The sequence below is a fragment of the Flavobacterium psychrolimnae genome, from assembly GCF_003312425.1.
GTDB classification, from domain to species: Bacteria; Bacteroidota; Bacteroidia; order Flavobacteriales; family Flavobacteriaceae; genus Flavobacterium; species Flavobacterium psychrolimnae.
Window position 1 is genome coordinate 62,071 of the sequence record NZ_QNUX01000016.1, and the last position, 19,755, is coordinate 81,825.

Below are 19,755 nucleotides of genomic sequence, written 5' to 3' on the forward strand. Positions count from 1 at the left end.
TATGAATCAGATAAAAAGAGTTTTAGGATTAGTTTGGATTGCTTGTGCTGTTGCTGCAGCGTATTTCTGCATCTTCACTTTTGGATTACCAAAATTTATGTCAGGAAAACAAGAGGATTTAGTATTCGGGATTATCATCCTGTTCATACTTACGCCATTAATCGTTTTAGGATTAGGAACCTTTGGTTATTTTTCCTTAATGGGAGATTATGATGAAAAAAAATAATTAAATTTCCAATAGACAGTCTCTGCATGAATTTGCAGAGATTGTCTATTTTTTAAATTAAACACAGAGAGTCGAATACAGAATCTCTAAAAAACAAAAGCACATTCCGCTGCAAAGCAAACTGCATCTTCTTATGAAAAAGAGACATGAACAAAAGTTGGTTATTCTTTCAATGCTAATGCTATTAGCTTTGAACGTGCCACTCTTGCTGTTATTTGACAGTTCGCAACCACTTTTTGGATTCCCAATTATCTATATTTATATCTTCTCGGCATGGCTGTTTTCAATCGCCATATCGTACCTAATCATAAAAAGATATTATGAATAGCATTGGACTCTTATTAATATTAGTGCTTTATTTGTCGATTCTTTTTTACATTGCCTATTGGTCCGAAAAAAGAAGCCATTCTAAATGGACAAATAATCCCTACATTTATTCCTTTTCATTAGCCGTATATTGTACTGCCTGGACCTACTACGGAAGTATTGGTGTTGCGGCAGAATCTGGTTTGAGTTATTTACCCATTTATTTAGGTCCCATATTAATTATCCCAACGTGGATGATTATTCTCAAGAAAATTATCCGAATTTCTAGAGTAAATAAAATTTCCAGCATTGCAGATTTTATTTCTTTACGATACGGAAACAGTAGATTTCTGGGAGCTTTAGTAACTACGATTTGCATTGTTGGTATTTTACCCTATATTTCTTTACAATTAAAATCAATTTCAGACACTTTTCATATTGTCACCAAAACGCAGGCAAGTTCTAATATTTTCACTGACACCACAACCTATGTTTGCATAGCGTTGGCATTATTTGCTTCCTATTATGGTACCAAATATGTAGATGCTTCCGAGAAAAGACGCGGAATCGTAACCGCAGTGGCGATGGAATCTATCCTGAAGTTAGTTTTCTTTTTAATCGTGGGAATTTATGTCACTTATTTTGTTTTTGACGGTTTTGATGACATTTATCAAAAAGCGGCTGTCCTTAAAGATTTCGACAAAAAAAATACAATTGGTGGTATCACAAACGGAATCAACTGGTTCTTTCTTTGCATTCTATCTATGTTTGCTATTTTCCTTTTGCCAAGACAATTCCATACTGCGATTGTCGAGAACAATAAAGAAACCCACATCCGAACAGCGATTTGGCTTTTTCCGTTGTACCTGCTACTTTTCAACCTTTTTGTTTTTCCAATTGCTTGGGGCGGCAATATTCTTTTTGAAGGAAAAGGGCATAATTCAGATACGTATTCCTTATTGATCCCACAGTTTTTTGACAATAATGTCTTGACAGTGATGGTTTTTCTTGGTGGGTTTTCAGCAGCGATTTCAATGATTATTGTATCTTCAATTGCCCTCGCCACGATGCTGAGCAACAACTTACTGATTCCGTATGGCTTCATTGGTTCACTGGAAAATTCTTCTCAGAAAAAGAACAGTAAACGGATTGTAAATAGCCGAAAAATAGGGATTTTTTCTCTAATCATTTTGGCGTATGCCATCTATAGAATATTCATTTTAGACTATTCTTTGGTTTCCATCGGGTTGGTTTCCTTTGTCGTTATAGCACAACTGGCTCCTTCCTTTTTTGGTGCATTATTCTGGAAAAGAGGTTCTAAATATGGTGCGGTAACCGGAATTATTCTTGGGTTTTTAACCTGTTTTTACACGTTGCTAATTCCATACGCTATTGGAATCACAAAATCAACCAGTCTGTTTATTCAGGATGGACCTTGGGGAATTGAATTGCTGAAGCCTTTTCAACTATTTGGTTTGGATTATTTAGAACCAATTCCGCATGCTGTTTTTTGGAGCTTATTAATCAATATTCTGAGTTATGCTGCGATCTCCGTGAGTTTTAAAGGCAATTACAGAGAACGCAATTATGCCGAAATGTTTGTGGATATTGACAAATACATCACCAATCATGAAAACGCTTTTGTATGGAAAGGAACTGCGTATATTTCTGATATTCAAAAAGTGTTGCAACGCTTTCTTGGTGAAGACCGAACAAAACGCGCATTGACTATTTTTAATTTAAAATACAACATTGACAAAGACATTACCACAGCAGATGCGCGATTTATAAAATTTGCCGAGAATTTATTGACGGGACACATTGGTACGGCCTCCGCCAAAATATTAATATCGAGTGTGGTCAAAGAAGACAAAATCAGTTTGCCCGAAGTATTGCGAATTTTGGAGGAATCCAAAGAAAACATCATCATCAACAAGAAGTTGACGGACACTTCGAATGAATTAAAAAAAATATCCGAACAACTCAAAAATGCGAATCAGGAATTAGTCAACAAAGACATTCAAAAAGATGAATTTCTAGACACCGTTACCCATGAATTGAGAACTCCGATAACTGCCATTCGTGCCGCAAGCGAAATCCTTCACGATGATGACGACATTCCCGAAGAGTTGAGAAAGCAGTTTTTGCAAAACATCATTTCCGAGTCGGACCGATTGAATCGTCTGATTGATAAAATTTTGGATTTAGAAAAATTTGAAACTGGAAAACAGAAGATTTATTTGTCTAAAAATAACATCACAAAAACGATTAAAAACACATTAGGTTCTCTCCAACAATTAATAAAAAACAAAAATATCAGCATTGAATTTAAGGATGCATCCAAAGAAATAAAAGCTTTTTATGACGAAGAGCGAATCGTTCAGGTCATCCATAATTTAGTTTCAAATGCTATAAAATTTTGTTCGGAAACAGACGGAAAAATAGTCATTTCCATTGATGAAAATAAAGACAATATCGAAGTCAAAATACACAACAACGGCAAGGGAATTAAGAAGGAAGATTTTGAAGCCATTTTTGATAAATTCTATCAATCTCGAAACCAAAACGTAAAAAAACCCATAGGAAGCGGACTGGGTTTAGCCATTTGTAAACAAATAATAGAACATCATAAAGGTAAAATTTGGGCTGAAGATAATGTGGTTGAAGGAGCCACTCTCATCTTCACATTACCCAATTATAATACAGCAGAAAATAGTTAAAAAATGAAAAAGATTTTAATTGTAGATGACGAACCAAACATTGTAATGTCACTGGAATACACTTTCAAAAAGAACAATTTTGAAGTTTTCATAGCGCGTGACGGCCAGGAAGCACTGGATATTTTACAAAAACAACTTCCGGATGTCATAATTCTGGATGTCATGATGCCCATGGTGGATGGTTTTGCCACATTGGAACAAATAAAAAAAGACGAACGACTGCGGCATTGCAAGGTCATTTTCCTTTCTGCAAAAAACAAGGAAAAAGATATTGAAAAAGGACTTTCATTAGGTGCTAATTTATATGTTGTAAAGCCCTTTTCGGTTAAAAAATTAGTAGATCAAGTTCATGAATTAATTCAATAAGAAACAAATTCAACACAATGGAATACAAGGAAATTTATGAGGACAGCATTGCGCATCCAGAAAAATTCTGGGCAGAACAAGCTGATGCAATTGAGTGGTACAATAAGCCGGAAACGATTTTATCGAAAGATGAAAATGGATATCCGCTTTGGTACAAAGATGGAGAATTGAACATTTGTTATTTGGCGTTAGATAAGCACATTCAGGATGGTTGTGGCGATCAGGTCGCTTTTATTTATGATTCTCCGGTGACACAAACCGTAAAAAAATACACTTTTTCGGAAGTAAAAACCGAAGTCGCAAAACTCGCGGGAGGCATGCAATCATTGGGATTAAAGAAAGGCGATACCGCCATAATTTATATGCCCATGATTCCTCAAACTGCTTTTGCGATGTTGGCTTGCGCCAGAATTGGTGTAATCCATTCGGTTGTTTTTGGAGGTTTTGCGCCACATGAATTGGCTATCAGAATTGACGATTGCAAACCCAGAGCGATTATAACAGCATCATCCGGAATTGAAGTGGACCGATTAATTGCATACAAACCTTTGGTAGATGAAGCTATTGCATTGGCGAGTCACCGACCAAAAAAAGTAATCGTTTTCAATAGAAAATTAGGCGCCCGAATTCCGTTTAAGAAATATGATGTAGATTACGATGCCTTAGTTTACGGCTCAGAAGAAACGCCTTGTGTTCCTGTTAATTCGAATCACCCGCTGTATATTTTGTACACATCCGGAACTACAGGAAAACCAAAAGGAATTGTTAGAGATACTGGTGGATATGCCGTAGCATTGAAATTTTCTATGAAATACATCTACAATGTAAAGGAAGATGAGACTTTTTGGGCAGCATCGGATATGGGTTGGGCAGTTGGGCACAGCTACATTCTTTACGGACCGCTATTAAACCGAAATACAACTATAATTTTTGAAGGTAAACCGATAAAAACTCCGGATGCAAGTACGTTTTGGAGAATAATTTCAGAGCATAAAGTAGGCACCATGTTTACGGCTCCAACCGCCATTAGAGCCATCAAAAAAGAGGATCCCGACGGAGAATTCATCAAACAATATGATTTGAGCCATCTTAAAAATCAATTTTTGGCGGGAGAACGTTGTGACAATGCCACACTAGAATGGTACCAACAACACATTCCTATTCCCGTAATTGACCATTGGTGGCAAACAGAATCTGGTTGGCCAATGATTGCTAATTCTCTTGGTATTGAAAAAATGCCGGTAAAATCTGGTTCCGCAACTAAAGCTGTTTGTGGGTATGATATTCGAATTTTTAATGAAAACGGCGACGAATTAAGCGCCAATGAAGAAGGTTTGGTTGTTGTAAAATTACCTTTACCTCCTGGAAATATGTTGGGTATTTGGGAAAACGAAGCACGTTTCAAAGCGGGTTATTTCACCAAATTTGACGGTTATTATTTGTCTGGCGATGGTGGTTATAAAGATGAAGACGGATATATTTTTATCACCGGAAGAACGGATGATGTCATAAATGTAGCGGGACATCGATTGTCAACAGCAGAAATGGAAGAAGTTGTTGCTTCCCATCATTCCGTGGCTGAATGCGCTGTTATTGGAATTCACGATGAGTTGAAAGGGCAAATTCCTTTGGCTTTGGTGGTAACCAAATCAGGAGATGAAATCGAACATTATCAATTGGAACAAGAAATCATTAAACTGGTTCGCCAGCAAATTGGCGCAGTTGCTTCATTGAGAAATGTAGTTATTGTACATCGATTACCCAAAACACGCTCGGGGAAAATCCTCCGAAAACTGATGCGCAGCATTGCAGATGGCGAGGAATTCCAGATTCCATCCACTATTGATGATGAATCCATTGTCGAAGAAATCGTTACCACATTAAAAAAGTATAAAATAGGCGTTTATAATATTTAAAATTTACCAAAATCATGAGTTACTATAAAATTAATAATTTAGAAGAGTACTTTAAACATTACAAAAAATCAGTTCGTGAACCCAAAAAATTCTGGGACAAAGTGGCGTCTGAAAATTTTACTTGGTACCAAGAATGGGATAAAGTTGTAGACTTTAATATGGCTGAAGCCGATATAAAATGGTTTACCAATGCTAAAGTAAACATTGTAAAAAACTGTATCGACAGGCATCTTGCCAAAAAAGGAGATAAAACAGCTATCATTTTTGAACCAAATGATCCAAATGAAGAGGCATTGCATATTTCGTATAATGAATTGTACGAACGTGTTTGCAAAATGGCGAATGTCCTAAAAGAACAAGGCATACAAAAAGGAGATCGCGTTTGTATTTACTTACCAATGATTCCTGAATTAGCGATTACCACTTTGGCCTGCGCCAGAATTGGAGCCATTCACTCGGTTGTTTTTGCAGGATTTTCTGCTTCGGCAGTTGCAGCAAGAATCAATGACAGCGAATGTAAAATGGTAATCACCTCTGATGGTGGATATCGTGGGAACAAAACCATCGATTTGAAAAGTATCGTTGATGAAGCCTTATTGAATTGCCCTTGTGTAGAGAACATTTTAGTTGCTAAAAGAATCAACTCAACTATTAAGATGAAAGAAGGTCGTGACCAATGGTTGCAACCACTTTTAGACCAAGCTTCGGATAACAATGTGGCCGAAATCATGGACGCCGAAGATCCTTTGTTCATTCTTTACACTTCTGGTTCAACAGGAAAACCAAAAGGAATGGTACACACTACAGCGGGTTATATGGTGTATTCAGCGTATACGTTTAAGAACGTTTTTAATTATGAAGACAATGATATTTTCTGGTGTACCGCTGATATTGGCTGGATTACCGGACATTCCTACATCCTTTACGGGCCGTTATTGAACGGGGCTACGACGGTAATTTTCGAAGGAGTTCCGTCTTATCCAGATTTCAGTCGCTTTTGGCAAACCATCGAAAAGCACAAAGTTACCCAGTTTTACACGGCACCGACAGCTATTAGAGCCTTGGCAAAAGAAAGTATAGAATATGTGCAACGCTATCAATTAACTTCTTTAAAAGTAATTGGATCAGTGGGAGAACCTATCAACGAGGAAGCTTGGCACTGGTACAATAACCACGTAGGCGATAAAAAATGTCCTGTGGTAGATACTTGGTGGCAAACGGAAACAGGAGGAATTATGATTTCGCCAATTGCGTTTGTAACGCCAACAAAACCCACCTACGCTTCGTTACCGTTACCAGGAATCCAACCTGTTTTGATGGATGAAAAACGCAACGAAATCGAAGGCAATCAAGTAACCGGAAGTTTATGTATTAAATTTCCTTGGCCGGGAATTGCCAGAACGATTTGGGGCGATCATCAAAGATACAAGGAAACCTATTTTTCAACCTTTCCAGGTAAATATTTCACTGGCGACGGCGCTTTGCGTGACGAAGTTGGGTATTATAGAATCACTGGCCGTGTAGATGACGTCGTTATCGTTTCCGGACACAATCTGGGAACTGCTCCTATTGAAGATGCCATCAATGAACATCCGGCAGTTGCAGAATCAGCCATTGTTGGCTTCCCGCATGACATTAAAGGAAATGCTTTGTATGGTTTTGTAATTCTAAAAGAAACCGGCGAATATCGCGATAGGGAAAACCTTAGTAAAGAGATTAACCAACACATATCGGATCATATTGGACCAATCGCCAAATTGGATAAAATCCAGTTCGTTTCCGGTTTACCAAAAACTCGTTCCGGAAAAATCATGCGTAGGATTCTGCGTAAGATTGCCGAAGGTGATTATTCTAATTTTGGGGATACCTCAACGTTGTTGAATCCTGAAATTGTGGACGAAATCAAAGACGGTAAAATTTAATTTTTAGTTTTAATTTGTTGTTGAAAAACTGCTTCATTTCTGGAGCAGTTTTTTTATACAAAAACGGCTGCCTTTTTAGGGACAGCCGTTTTTCACTAATTCAACGTATTATTAATTTTTCAACAGTTTCAATACTTTCATTTCATTATTTTCATCAAATGCTTTTACGATGTAAAGTCCTTGATTCAAATCACTAACCGAAAATTGAGTTCCTGCCGTTTTATTAGCATAAAAACTTTTTACCAATTGTCCAGTGATAGAAAAAATCTGCACTTTAGAAGTTGTTTCATTCAATGTGAAATAATCAGACGCTGGGTTGGGATACAACACAATCGTTGGTGATTTTTCGTAATCCGCTATTGCTAATGATGCTGTCTTGTTACCATAGATTTTAAATTCTCCTGGCTGTAACGTAATTGCAGCCGATGTACTAATAACATTGATAGAGGTATTATCCATCAAATTGTACCAAGTTCCAGTGTATGGAAATCCTGAAGGAACGTTTTGAGGAATAACATTGAAATTAGCTACAATCAACACATCTTTCAGTTGGGTTGATGCTAATGCGCTGTTGGTAATTTTAATATTTGGAAATAACGAGCTGGAATTATTGATTGTCACAGTTCCTGAAAACACAGGTTCCATTGTCTTCATAGTAATCATTTTAGCCCAATCATCATAAATTTTACTTCTGTTGGTGTCACCAAGCCAATTAGTCGCCCATTGCGGTTGTGGCTTAGTATCTAATTTACAATCTCCTGATGTTGCATCCGAAGGAGAATTCACAGTGCCATTGTTACATGAAAATATAGATTTTTCCCAACCTAGTTCTCCGAACTGCCAAATCATTTTTGGTCCTGGAACCAATAGAGAAACTGCGCCTAAAGCTGACATTCTAGACAATGCGACATTTAGTGTTCTTACATTATGGTCCGCAGTTGTATTGTTTCCCGATTGTAAATTATTATACATTAAGCGTTCCTCATCATGACTTTCTGCATATCCCATTAATCGGTGCGCATTAAATCCTCGGCTTGTGGAGTTCATTCCAGAAATATTACCTGCATAGCCTTTAGTCAGATTATTGTATTGCTGAGTCATTATTCCCCACATCATCACCCCTTTACTTGGCGTTTCATTCAATCTGTAATTTGCCCATTGCTGCTCTTCATCATTACCTCCTAAATGTTCGAAAATAACGTAGTGATTTGGATCTAAATTCCAAGAATAATCGGCATATTTTTGCAACACCTCTACTCTATCTTGTTGTTTGATACCGGTACAGTATTCTTGACCGCCTTCTACGTTCGCTGGACAATTTTGAGTAAAACCTTTGGTTAAATCCCAGCGGAAACCATCAATTTTATATTCTTCAACCCATTGTTTAATGACACGTTGCACATAGTTTTGTGTTCTTGGCTGTTGATGATTAAAATCTTCTCCTACACTATAACTGTGCATCGCTGTTGTATTAAAATAAGGATTTTCAGTGGAAGGAGAACCCCAGCCGTCACCGTCAGGATCATTCATCCACATACGAAGCATTGGATTTCTTCCAAAAGCATGATTTAAAGCGACATCAAGAATTACAGCAATTCCGTTTTGATGGCATAAATCAACAAATTCTTTTAACTTATCAGAAGTTCCATAGAATTTATCCAAAGCCATGTGAAAAGAGGTATTGTAACCCCAACTTTCGTTTCCTTCGTATTCCATTACAGGCATTAACTCAATCGCATTTATTTTCAAATTTTTGAAATAATCGATTTTATTAATTAGATCCTGATAGCTTCTGTTAGCATCAAAATCACGTACTAACAATTCGTAAACCACCAGTTTTTCTTTTGCAGGCTTAACAAAATTTGTAGTTGCACTACTCCAAGCATAAGGTGTTTTTCCTGTTTGCAATACTGTTACCTCACGTTGCTGACCTGCAGGATATCCCGGAAGATTTGGATAACTGGAAGCAGGAATATAAGGATCATCATCAGGAGACAATACTAAAGTCGAATAGGGATCCGCAGTTTTTACCAAAGAAGGCGTTCCAGCAATAGGTGTTGCATCAACTACCCAATATTGGTACATATAATTTGTTCCTGAAACTAATCCAGTTAATTCTAACCAAAACTTACCCGAAGTCGGATCTTTTTTCATAGCAAAAGAACCTGTTGGTTGCCAATTGTTGAAACTTCCCGCTACGTAAATAAAATCTTTGAACGGAGCATCCAAAACCAAAGTTGCTTTTGTAGCATCGGCACTATTGTAATTGATTCCGTCTAATAAACCAGCAGGTATAACTTCACTAACCACATTTGGATTCACTATAGCACTAAACTTTTTAGTGATTACGGTTGTCCCTTGAGTAACCTGCAATTCGTAGTTTTGATTGCCTGTGATATTTGTGTGATTAAAAGCATAACTGGAAGTAGCTGTATTTGTGTTTAAAATTGTCCCGTTTGCCTTTAAAACATAACTGGCATTTCCGCCTGTATTAGTAGCTGCAACGTTCAAACTCCCACCGGATGCGATGATTCTTGAACCATTTTCAGCCGGAGAACTTAATGTAACTTGATAGGCACCAACTTCAACAAAATTATCTTGGGATTTTTTATCACCGGTTCCGTCTTTAGCTTTTACAAGAAATCCAATTCTGCCTATTCCGTTTCTGTTATAGAAAACATTTGGTGTGAATGTTTTAGTATAGGTATCTGTAGTCGAATTATAGGAAAACCTGTTCGCCTCATTAGACGAGGTCCATGTGCCGTTAGTTGGGCAGTCAATACTATTCGCGTCATTGATATCAAAAGACCAAGTCCACATATAAATAGCGTTTCCTGTCACTCCCCAAGATCCTTCATTTATAGCACTCCCATTAATAGTGATTGTTATGGATGTTGTTTCTTCGAAGGTCGCTGGATTAATAGAATAAGCGACAGACTGTTGTTGCGCAGTGGCTACAATTGAAAGAAAAAATAATATAAAAAGTATAGTTTTTTTCATGGTTTAGCGTTGATTAAATTAAAAAGTAAAAAAAAGGGCTACCCATAGATAGCCCTTAAATTTTTTGAAATAAATTATTCTTGATTTGGCAACATCAAATAACTACCATCTAAATCATTGAAATAAATTTTGTATTTTGATTTAGCAACTGGAATATCTCCTCCACTAGCACCATTACCAGTAAACCCTGAAAATTCCGTATCTCCTCCCCAGTTTTTATCCCAAGCATTATTTGCTCTAAATTTTCCTTTACCATCAAATAAAGAAATAGTCATAGACCAAACATGTGGACTAAATGCTGAAACAGTCATTTCTGAATCATCTCCATTCCAACCTGCCTCAGAACCAGTTCTTGATGTACCTAAGAAACCAATTCTTGAATAAACTGATGCCGCAGAAGCGTCATAAGGAACTAAAGTGTAAGCTAACGTTTCAACATTAAATGTAAAAGTGTAGTATCCTGAAGCTGAAATTGCAAATTCACCTGCATTATCTTTAATTTCAATTAAGTTATTTCCTGCATTCCCTAATTGAGAAGCCCAACTCCCTTTTACAGAAATTAGCTTAAAATTTCCTGCTGCAAAGTATCCTGTAAATTTATAAATACTTGGATTCACCCCACCTCTAAACATAGGTTGGTGGTTCGTATCAGCATTATTATCCCAACCACCTTCAACGGCTGCACCAATTAAATACCAATCTGTAAATGCGTATGGCACTAATCCTGTGTATGGATTAACTAAAATAGTCAATGGCGTTTCAGACATCATTTTTTCAACTCCTGCCAAACTTGACATTACTTTGATATCATAAGATCCTAACTCATCAGGAATACCACCTAATTCAATTACTGCTTGATTTAAAGTTTTTACAGATACTTCGACTTGAGTTGCACCAGAAGTTCCTCCTAATTCAATTGCTTTTGTAAAATCTCCACCTTTAACATCTATCAAAAGTTTATATCCAATCTCAACATCACCGTTATACGTTGCTTTAGTCCATACAAAACGTTCTGCAACATCATCCGCATTTTCTTCCAATAATACGTATGATTTATCATTTTCAGGCGCAACTAATTCAGGAGTATCAATTCCCTGAATTACTGGTCTATCTTCTACATCCTCGACGCTACAAGACAAGGCAAGTACCGCAAATAAAGCAATTACTGATTTCGTTATATTTTTCATTTTTTAATTATTTTTTATAGTTATTAATATCCAGGGTTTTGTTGTAATTTACTGTTTGAAGATAATGCAGTTGCAGGAATAGGAAATAAATTTCTAAACGCTTGAGTTGGTGCTCCACCAGCTACATTTCCTTTCCAAGGCCATAAATAACTACCACCTGAAAATTTACCAAAACGAATTAAATCCGTTCTTCTGTGACCTTCCCAGTGAAGTTCTTTTGCTCTTTCGTCAAGAATTAAGTTAGCACCTGCGGCATCTGCAGTAAGAGAAGATATCGTTGAAGCATTTGCTCTGGTTCTCAAGGCATTTACATATCCTCTTGCAGTTCCAAGATCTCCTACTTTACCAACTACCGCACATTCAGCATACATTAAATACGCATCTGCCAAACGGAACATTGGAAAATCAGAATCTGAGAAATCTCCTGATTTATCTGAACCTTGAACACCGTTTACATCTACATTTCTAAATTTTTGAATAGCGTATCCCTCAGTGAAATTACTAATATCAACAATTTCCTTTGTTTGTCCATCGGTATAAAATTGACCTCGTGCATCCGTAGTATTTGCACTAAACTTGTCAACAAATGCTGATGTAGTTCTGATACCAGCCCAACCACCATTGATTCCAAATTCAGAAGCTTTCATAGTTCCACCTACTGGTGCATGCGTCAAGAATGTAGTTCCTCCATACGTTTGCGTTCTTAGACCATCAAAAGCAATTGTAAAAATGAATTCGTTTTGAGCGCCGTTTCTATCATTGTCAGCAAAAAACAATTGGTTGTAGTTATTGTGTAAAGCATAACCTGATCCAATTACTTTAGTGATTAATGGCAATGCTCCTGCATAGTTATCAGTACCAATGTATACTTTAGCATTCATGTACAATTTAGCTTGTAACATCCAAGCTGCTGCTTGGTCCACACGATACGCCTCATTTGATTTTGGCGCTTTCAATTCTGGAGTAATAGCTGTTAATTCTTCATCAACAAACTTGTATAATTCTGCTCTTGAAGCATATTCAGGATAGTAAAAACTCGTTGGTGAATCTTCAGTTACCAATGATCCTCCACCATACATGTCAATTAAATGCCAATAAGTGAAAGCTCTAATGAAACGTGCTTCAGCTCTATAGGTTTTAATTTCTGCTATCAAAGCAGCATCAAGACCTCTTGCAGCTAATTTTTCATCTGTAGTTTGTCTTAAAAACTCATTACAGTTTACAATTTGAAACGAAAAACGTGCAAATGTAGCCGTGATAAAACGGTCTAAAGAAGTCCATGTTTGTGAATGTAGGTCTTTTATTGTTCCATCATTCCATGCAATAACTGCTTCGTCTGTTGTCAATTCCTGCATTAACCAGAAACCTCTAATATACTGGCTTTCTCCTTCATCAATTCCGGAGATATCAGGAGAACCTGCTGCCGTTTGACCTGAAGTAGCAAATCCTGCATAAAGTTTCGCTAAATTTTGTTTGTACGATTCTGGCGTGCTAAAAAATTCTTCTCCAGGAACAGCAACATTGCTTTCCGGAGATTGGCTTAAATCATCTGTACACGATGGGAATAACATCACCAACAGTAACAAAGAAATACCCAATACTTTTATTTTTGTCTTTTTCATTTTTCTCTTTATTTGTATTAGAAATTAACGTTTAAACCTAACGTGAAAGTTATTGGTCGTGGGTATAAATTACTATCTATACCTCCAGAAATTTCTGGATCTAATCCTTCATATTTAGTTAGTAACAATACATTTTGTGCTGCTAATGTCAATTTAACTAATGAATTTGAATTCTCTTTTTGATTGAAAGTATATCCAACACTTACGTTGTCCAATCTAATAAAAGAGGCATCTTGAATGTAGTAATCTGATTCGAAACGTTTGGTATCATTTGATCTGAAACCAGTTTCCAAAAGATTTTCAACACCATTAGATAAATCTGTGTTTCTGATCAAAATGTTATTGAAAGAACCTTTGCTTGAATCTACGTTGTTGTAATTGTAATTACCCCAAGATCCTCTCCAGTTCATTCCCATATCAAAGTTTTTGTACGTTACACTAGTATTAAATCCGTAGAAAACGTCCGCTGCCGGCTTATGAAAACGGTATTTATCTTGTTGTGTAATCAATCCGTCTTGATTTCTGTCGATATAAACACCATCTAAAGGTTTTCCATCTACACCATACGCTTGCTCATATACATAAAATGAACTTGGCGCATATCCTACTTGGTGATTTTGAATCGTATTTCCTGTAGCTCCCTCATAACCTCCAATATTAATTCCCGGAGTGTTTGGTTGTGTAGTAGTCAACTTTGTAATTTTAGAATCTTGGAACGTTACGTTACCGCCAATTCTCCATTCAAAATCATCCGTACGAACTGGAATTACTTCTCCAGCAATCTCAATACCCTTATTTTCAATTGTTCCTACGTTATAGTTGTCAAAATTTGAAAATCCGAAGAAAGAAGGATTTTGGGTGTATAATAATAAATCTTCAGTAGTTCTTTTGTATAAATCAACACTACCCGTAATTCTATTGTTTACAAATCCAAAATCTAAACCTGCATTAACAGTAGTTGTTTGTTCCCATTTCAAATTACTGTTATACGGCTGTGGTCTGTAAGTAGTATAAAAATCACTTCCAAACTGGTATTGAGCAGCACTATTAGAAGCAAGATATAAAGGAATAGAAGGATAACTAATTCCAATATCCTGTTGTCCAGTAATACCCCAACCTCCACGAAGTTTCAATGTAGAGATACTAGTTACGTCTTTCAAGAAGTTTTCCTCATTCAATTTCCACGCTAAAGCAACAGCAGGGAAATTTGCCCAACGATTTTCTTCTGTAAATCTTGAAGTACCATCACGTCTGTAAGACAAAGTCAATAAATACTTGTCAGCAATACTGATATTTGTTCTTGCGAAAAAAGATTGCAAGTTGATACGAGACGGGAAATTAGGATCAATAGTAGTATTATTACTTTGAAAATTAAAATTCGAAGAATTAAATGACTCTCTAAAATCTTGGTATGAATATCCTCCAGTTACATCAAAAACAGTATTGATTGATTCTACTTTTTTGTTATAATTCAAAAATAAATCCATCAATTTATTGAAACGAGATTGTGTTCTTTCGTATGTATTGTTAAATCCAGAACCTGAAAGCCCATTTAAAAAATTTGCTTCAGTATTACCAAAAGATCTACCTGTTAATTGATCGTAACCAAGATTAGCAACCGCTTTCAATTCCGGTAAAAAATGCATTTTATATTCCGTTTGGATGTTTCCAATACTTCTGAATGCAGTTCCAAAGCTATTTTGTTGTTCAATTTGAGACAATGGATTTCTTCCTGACAATTGGTTTATTTCAGTTGGTGAAGTATACCATTGGAAAAAAGTTCCATCAGCATTTCTTACAGGCTGTGTTGGGTCAAATCGAATCGCTGAACCAATAGCACCACGATTACTGTAATTACTATTTATAAGAGACGTGTTATTATTCAATTCAATTTTTAAATGATTGTCCAAGAAATTACCAGTAACCCCGGCAGATAATGTAGTACGTTCCATGTTATCTCTTTTCAAGATACCATTTAAATTCGCATATCCTACAGATGCTCTGTATACTATATTGTCAGAACCACCACTTAATGAAATGTTATGATCTGTACCAATAGCCGTTCTGTAAATTTCATTTTGCCAATCTGTATCAGCAGCACCCATTAACGCTATTTGAGCAGCATTTCCGTTAGCAGTTACAAAATCTCTGAATTGAGTACTTGACAAAGCATCAACTTTGTTTGTAATTTCAGATACTTGAAAATTTCCGTTGTAGTTTATTTGTAAATCACCTGCTTTTCCTTTTTTAGTAGTAATGATAATTACACCATTAGAAGCACGAGATCCGTAAATTGCAGTTGCCGAAGCATCTTTCAAAACCGAAATAGATTCAATGTTATTTTGGTTAATCGTAGACAATGGATTTCTACTTCCTTCTACTCCACCAGCAGCAACTGGCACACCATCAATTACATATAAAGGATCATTGTTTGCTGATAATGAAGATCCACTTCTGATTCTTATGCTTGCACCTTCACCTGGAGAACCTCCACCGTTGATGATTTGCAAACCAGCTACTTTACCTTGAATCATTTGATCCGCAGAGGTTACTGGTCCTTTGTTAAAATCTTTTGTAGTCAAAACTGTTACAGCTCCTGTAGCGTCTTTTTTCTTAACCGTACCGTAACCCACTTGAATTACGACTTCTTTTAATTGATTAGCATCTTCTTCCAAAGATACATTTAATGAATTTTGAGCAACATAATCCACTACAGTATTCTTGTATCCTATGTAAGAGAAAACGATTTTATCACCTCTTTTTACATTTGATAACTGATATTTACCATCAAAATCAGTAGAAACACCATTAGCGGCACCTTGTACATTTACGTTCACCCCCGGAATTGGTTGCCCTGATGCTTTATCAAGAACCGTTCCGCCAACAGTATTCTGAGCCAGAACACTAAAAGGGATTAGCAGTACTAAAATTAACAACTTTTTATAAATTGTTTTCATACTTTTTGTTTAATTTAATTTAATTTTTTTTTTGAGTTTTTAACATTAACTTATACTTCGAATGTTAAATTTATGTAAATTTTGTCACGCTCGACAAAGGCAGTTTTTTATTGAGTTACGAAAACGTAATAGTGTTGAAAACTTTCTGATTTATTGAAATTTTTACGACTTTAATTACCATTTGTAAAATTAAATTTTACCTTTATTACGAAATAAATTTTTACCAAAAACTACTATGAAAAGGAAAATAACGCTTAAACAAATTGCCAAAGAATTAGACGTTTCCATTTCCACCGTTTCTAAGTCCTTACGAAACAGTCTCGAAATAGGCGAAGAAACCAGACTTAAAGTGCAGGCATTTGCTAAATTCTACCACTATAAACCAAACAATATTGCACTTAGTTTAAAAAATAGAAAAACTAAAACAATTGGAATTATTATCCCTGAAATTGTTCATCATTTTTTCTCGACAGTTATAAATGGAATCGAACAGGTTGCAAACGAAAATGGATATAGTGTTATCATCTGTCTGTCAGACGATTCATTTGACAAAGAAGTCTTAAATATGGAAATGCTGGCCAACGGAAGTATCGATGGTTTCATCATGTCGCTCTCCAAAGAAACTCAATTCAGAGGCGATTTTCATCATATCACAGAAGTCATCAATCAAGGAATGCCTGTTGTTATGTTTGACCGAGTTACAAATGATATCCTTTGTGACAAAGTCATTATTGATGATAAATACGCTGCTTATGAAGCGGTACAAAGCCTGATTGATAAAGGACGAAAAAAGATCGCATTAGTCACCACCGTTGATTACGTGAGCGTGGGTAAACTACGTACCGATGGTTATATCAAAGCACTGCTGGACAACGATATTCCCTTCAATGAGAATCTAATCATCAAGATAGAAGATGTAGATACCTGCGAAATCACTATTGGAAAACTATTGGAAGACAAAGCTATAGATGCTGTTTTTGCTGTGAATGAACTTTTTGCAGTAACAATAATCAAAACTGCGAATAAAATAGGACTCAATGTACCTAATGACTTGGCCGTTATTGCTTTTACGGATGGAATAATTTCCAAATATTCTACACCTACTATTACAACCGTAAGTCAGAGTGGAATAAAAATGGGAAATAAAGCTGCAAAAATGCTTATTGACCGACTCGAATCCGAGGAAGATGAAGAAGACGAAAACTACAAAACCGAAGTTATAGAAACCCATTTGATAGAAAGAGAATCAACCAATTAAATTATTATTTGTTAAATTATTCATTACTACAACCTTGTAGTAGAAAAAGTTCTCCAAAATTTCTTTCCGTAAAACAAAAGTTTGAAATATATTTTTATATTTACCTCTCAAAACTTTAACTTTTACTTCGAAAAATAAGATAAGTTTTGATAAGCATAGCGCTTATCGTATTAATATTTAAATTACGATAATGGAAAAGCGTAGATTAAGTTTCTGGGAAATTTGGAACATGAGTTTCGGTTTCTTGGGAATCCAGATGGGTTTTGCCCTTCAAAATGCTAATGCCAGCAGAATTCTCCAGATTTTTGGCGCAGATGTACATGAACTATCCTGGTTTTGGATTATTGCCCCGTTAATGGGACTTATCGTTCAGCCCATTATAGGACATTACAGCGACAAAACGTGGGGGAAATTCGGAAGACGAAAACCTTTCTTTTTAGTAGGTGCTTTATTAGCCTCAATTGGACTAATATTAATGCCTCAAGCCGAAATTTTCATCGCTTTTCTACCTGCCTTATGGGTTGGTGCCGGAATGCTGATGATTATGGATGCGTCTTTCAACATCGCCATGGAACCTTTCAGAGCTTTAGTGGGAGATAATTTAAGAACCGACCAAAGAACATTAGGTTTTAGCGTACAAACCGCATTAATTGGTTTTGGTGCTGTTATTGGTTCATTATTACCTTATGTATTAACGAATTATTTTGGCGTTTCAAACAGAGATGATAATGGCGGGGTTCCAATGCACTTGATTTTATCTTTTGTTATAGGAGCGGCTATTCTGGTAGTTTCTATTCTGGTTTCCATTTTTTCTGCCAAAGAATATTCTCCGGAGGAGTTAGCACAGTTTGAAGACGAAATGGTGCATCACCAAACTAAAGTGGCTGATGCTGATCCAAAAAAATCTAGTTTACTGGACATTTTTGATGATTTCAGAAAAATGCCTACCACGATGCGACAATTAAGCTGGGTACAATTTTTCTCTTGGTTTGGTCTTTTTGGAATGTGGGTTTTCACCACTCCTGCCATAGCCCATCATATTTATGGTCTACCTATTTCGGACAGCAAAAGTGAAGCTTATCAAAATGCTGGTGACTGGGTTGGAGTACTGTTTGGTATTTACAATTTAGTTTCTGCTTTCTATGCTTTTGCTTTGCCATATATCGCAAAAAAATTCGGCAGAAAATTAACGCACTCCATCTCTTTAATTGTTGGAGGAATTGGGTTAATATCTATCTATTTTGTTCCTAATGAAAATTGGTTGATTCTTTCTATGGTCGCTGTAGGTATTGCTTGGGCAAGTATTTTATCTATGCCGTATGCAATATTAGCCGGATCAATTTCCCCAATGAAAATGGGAGTTTATATGGGTATTTTCAACTTCTTTGTCGTTATTCCCCAAATTATCAATGCCTTAATTGGCGGACCATTAGTTAAATACGTATACAATGACAATGCCATATTTGCATTAGTGACTAGTGGCGTCAGCTTCTTGATTGCTGCAATTTTAGTTGTTAAAGTGAAAGATGTTGATGACGTAATAAAACAATAATAATGAATACAAAAGCATTTATATTCGACCTAGACGGAGTAATTGTTGACACCGCAAAATACCATTATTTAGCGTGGCAAAAAATTGCTACTGAATTAAATATCGAATTTACACACGAACATAATGAATTATTAAAAGGAGTCAGCCGCGTGCGCTCTTTGGATATCATATTAGAATTAGGAAAAGTGGAAGCTTCGCAAGAAGACAAAAACCGATGGTTAGTTCAAAAAAATGAAGACTATCTATCCTATTTAGTCGACATGGATGCAAGCGAAATTCTTCCAGGAGTCTTTCCTATTTTAAAATTTTTAAAAGAGAACAACCAACCCATCGCATTAGGTTCAGCCAGTAAAAATGCCAGACCTATTTTAGAAAAAACAGGACTACTCTCCTATTTTGACGCCATTGTAGACGGAAATGATGTAACAAATGCCAAACCGGATCCGGAAGTTTTCTTAATGGCTGCAAAATTACTGAACATAAAACCAGAGGATTCAATCGTTTTTGAAGATTCAGTGGCAGGAGTTCAAGCGGCAAATATTGGAAACATGACTAGCGTAGGAATAGGTGAAGCAAATACTTTGCATGAGGCTAAATATATCTTTAAGGATTTTACAGCCATCGATACAAACTTCATAGAAGAAATAATTAGAAAATAAAAAGATAGAATAAAAAGAAACAAGAAGTAAGAGGTTAGAAAAACTGTGATAAATTTCAACAACT

12 protein-coding genes are annotated in these 19,755 nt (G+C 36.1%); 8 read left to right on the forward strand and 4 right to left on the reverse strand.

Features of this window, described 5'->3' with window-relative positions; translation table 11 throughout:
- The first annotated feature begins 1 nt into the window (after position 1).
- From DR980_RS14800 to acs, 5 genes are all read left to right on the forward strand, one after another.
- Positions 2-226 (forward strand): DUF6814 family protein, encoded by a 225-nt coding sequence (locus DR980_RS14800; RefSeq protein WP_113637587.1) that lies wholly within the window; start codon positions 2-4, stop codon positions 224-226.
- A gap of 320 nt (positions 227-546) precedes the next feature.
- Entirely contained in the window at positions 547-3,252 is a 2,706-nt protein-coding gene (locus tag DR980_RS14810) for a sensor histidine kinase (RefSeq protein ID WP_113637589.1), read from the forward strand.
- 3 nt (positions 3,253-3,255) lie between these two features.
- The gene (locus tag DR980_RS14815; protein WP_113637591.1) at positions 3,256-3,618 is read left to right on the forward strand and encodes a response regulator transcription factor; all 363 of its coding nucleotides are present in this window, start codon (positions 3,256-3,258) and stop codon (positions 3,616-3,618) included.
- A 17-nt stretch (positions 3,619-3,635) separates the two neighbouring features.
- Positions 3,636-5,534 carry an acetate--CoA ligase gene (locus DR980_RS14820; protein ID WP_113637593.1) on the forward strand — a complete coding sequence of 633 codons (1,899 nt, stop codon included), beginning with the start codon at positions 3,636-3,638 and terminating at the stop codon, positions 5,532-5,534.
- Positions 5,535-5,548: 14 nt separating this feature from the next.
- Positions 5,549-7,456, forward strand: coding sequence for an acetate--CoA ligase (gene acs, locus DR980_RS14825; RefSeq protein ID WP_113637595.1), 1,908 nt, complete (start codon positions 5,549-5,551; stop codon positions 7,454-7,456).
- Positions 7,457-7,567: 111 nt separating this feature from the next.
- Here acs and DR980_RS14830 read toward each other — a convergent pair whose 3' ends face one another.
- The 4 genes from DR980_RS14830 to DR980_RS14845 form a co-directional block, all read right to left on the reverse strand.
- A complete protein-coding gene (locus DR980_RS14830; protein ID WP_113637597.1) occupies positions 7,568-10,456 on the reverse strand; it encodes an alpha-amylase family glycosyl hydrolase in 2,889 nt (962 codons plus the stop codon).
- A gap of 74 nt (positions 10,457-10,530) precedes the next feature.
- The gene (locus DR980_RS14835) at positions 10,531-11,643 is read right to left on the reverse strand and encodes a SusE domain-containing protein (protein WP_113637599.1); all 1,113 of its coding nucleotides are present in this window, start codon (positions 11,641-11,643) and stop codon (positions 10,531-10,533) included.
- 23 nt (positions 11,644-11,666) lie between these two features.
- Positions 11,667-13,265 carry a RagB/SusD family nutrient uptake outer membrane protein gene (locus DR980_RS14840; protein ID WP_113637601.1) on the reverse strand — a complete coding sequence of 533 codons (1,599 nt, stop codon included), beginning with the start codon at positions 13,263-13,265 and terminating at the stop codon, positions 11,667-11,669.
- Positions 13,266-13,282: 17 nt separating this feature from the next.
- Positions 13,283-16,222: a SusC/RagA family TonB-linked outer membrane protein gene (locus tag DR980_RS14845; RefSeq protein WP_113637603.1), complete on the reverse strand. Its 2,940-nt coding sequence runs from the start codon at positions 16,220-16,222 to the stop codon at positions 13,283-13,285.
- Positions 16,223-16,457: 235 nt separating this feature from the next.
- Here DR980_RS14845 and DR980_RS14850 point away from each other — a divergent pair, with 235 nt between their 5' ends.
- From DR980_RS14850 to pgmB, 3 genes are all read left to right on the forward strand, one after another.
- Entirely contained in the window at positions 16,458-17,480 is a 1,023-nt protein-coding gene (locus tag DR980_RS14850) for a LacI family DNA-binding transcriptional regulator (RefSeq protein ID WP_113637605.1), read from the forward strand.
- A 190-nt stretch (positions 17,481-17,670) separates the two neighbouring features.
- On the forward strand, positions 17,671-19,032 hold the full coding sequence (locus tag DR980_RS14855) for an MFS transporter (RefSeq protein ID WP_113637607.1): 1,362 nt from the start codon (positions 17,671-17,673) through the stop codon (positions 19,030-19,032).
- A 2-nt stretch (positions 19,033-19,034) separates the two neighbouring features.
- A complete protein-coding gene (gene pgmB / locus DR980_RS14860) occupies positions 19,035-19,691 on the forward strand; it encodes a beta-phosphoglucomutase (RefSeq protein WP_113637609.1) in 657 nt (218 codons plus the stop codon).
- Positions 19,692-19,755: the final 64 nt, after the last annotated feature.

What these genes read in the sequence shown, in the direction of transcription:
- DR980_RS14800 (WP_113637587.1), top strand. Translation starts at nt 2, where the DNA reads ATGAATCAGATAAAAAGAGTTTTAGGATTAGTTTGGATTGCTTGTGCT.
- DR980_RS14810 (WP_113637589.1), top strand. Translation starts at nt 547, where the DNA reads ATGAATAGCATTGGACTCTTATTAATATTAGTGCTTTATTTGTCGATT.
- DR980_RS14815 (WP_113637591.1), top strand. Translation starts at nt 3,256, where the DNA reads ATGAAAAAGATTTTAATTGTAGATGACGAACCAAACATTGTAATGTCA.
- DR980_RS14820 (WP_113637593.1), top strand. Translation starts at nt 3,636, where the DNA reads ATGGAATACAAGGAAATTTATGAGGACAGCATTGCGCATCCAGAAAAA.
- acs (WP_113637595.1), top strand. Translation starts at nt 5,549, where the DNA reads ATGAGTTACTATAAAATTAATAATTTAGAAGAGTACTTTAAACATTAC.
- DR980_RS14830 (WP_113637597.1), bottom strand. Translation starts at nt 10,456, where the DNA reads ATGAAAAAAACTATACTTTTTATATTATTTTTTCTTTCAATTGTAGCC.
- DR980_RS14835 (WP_113637599.1), bottom strand. Translation starts at nt 11,643, where the DNA reads ATGAAAAATATAACGAAATCAGTAATTGCTTTATTTGCGGTACTTGCC.
- DR980_RS14840 (WP_113637601.1), bottom strand. Translation starts at nt 13,265, where the DNA reads ATGAAAAAGACAAAAATAAAAGTATTGGGTATTTCTTTGTTACTGTTG.
- DR980_RS14845 (WP_113637603.1), bottom strand. Translation starts at nt 16,222, where the DNA reads ATGAAAACAATTTATAAAAAGTTGTTAATTTTAGTACTGCTAATCCCT.
- DR980_RS14850 (WP_113637605.1), top strand. Translation starts at nt 16,458, where the DNA reads ATGAAAAGGAAAATAACGCTTAAACAAATTGCCAAAGAATTAGACGTT.
- DR980_RS14855 (WP_113637607.1), top strand. Translation starts at nt 17,671, where the DNA reads ATGGAAAAGCGTAGATTAAGTTTCTGGGAAATTTGGAACATGAGTTTC.
- pgmB (WP_113637609.1), top strand. Translation starts at nt 19,035, where the DNA reads ATGAATACAAAAGCATTTATATTCGACCTAGACGGAGTAATTGTTGAC.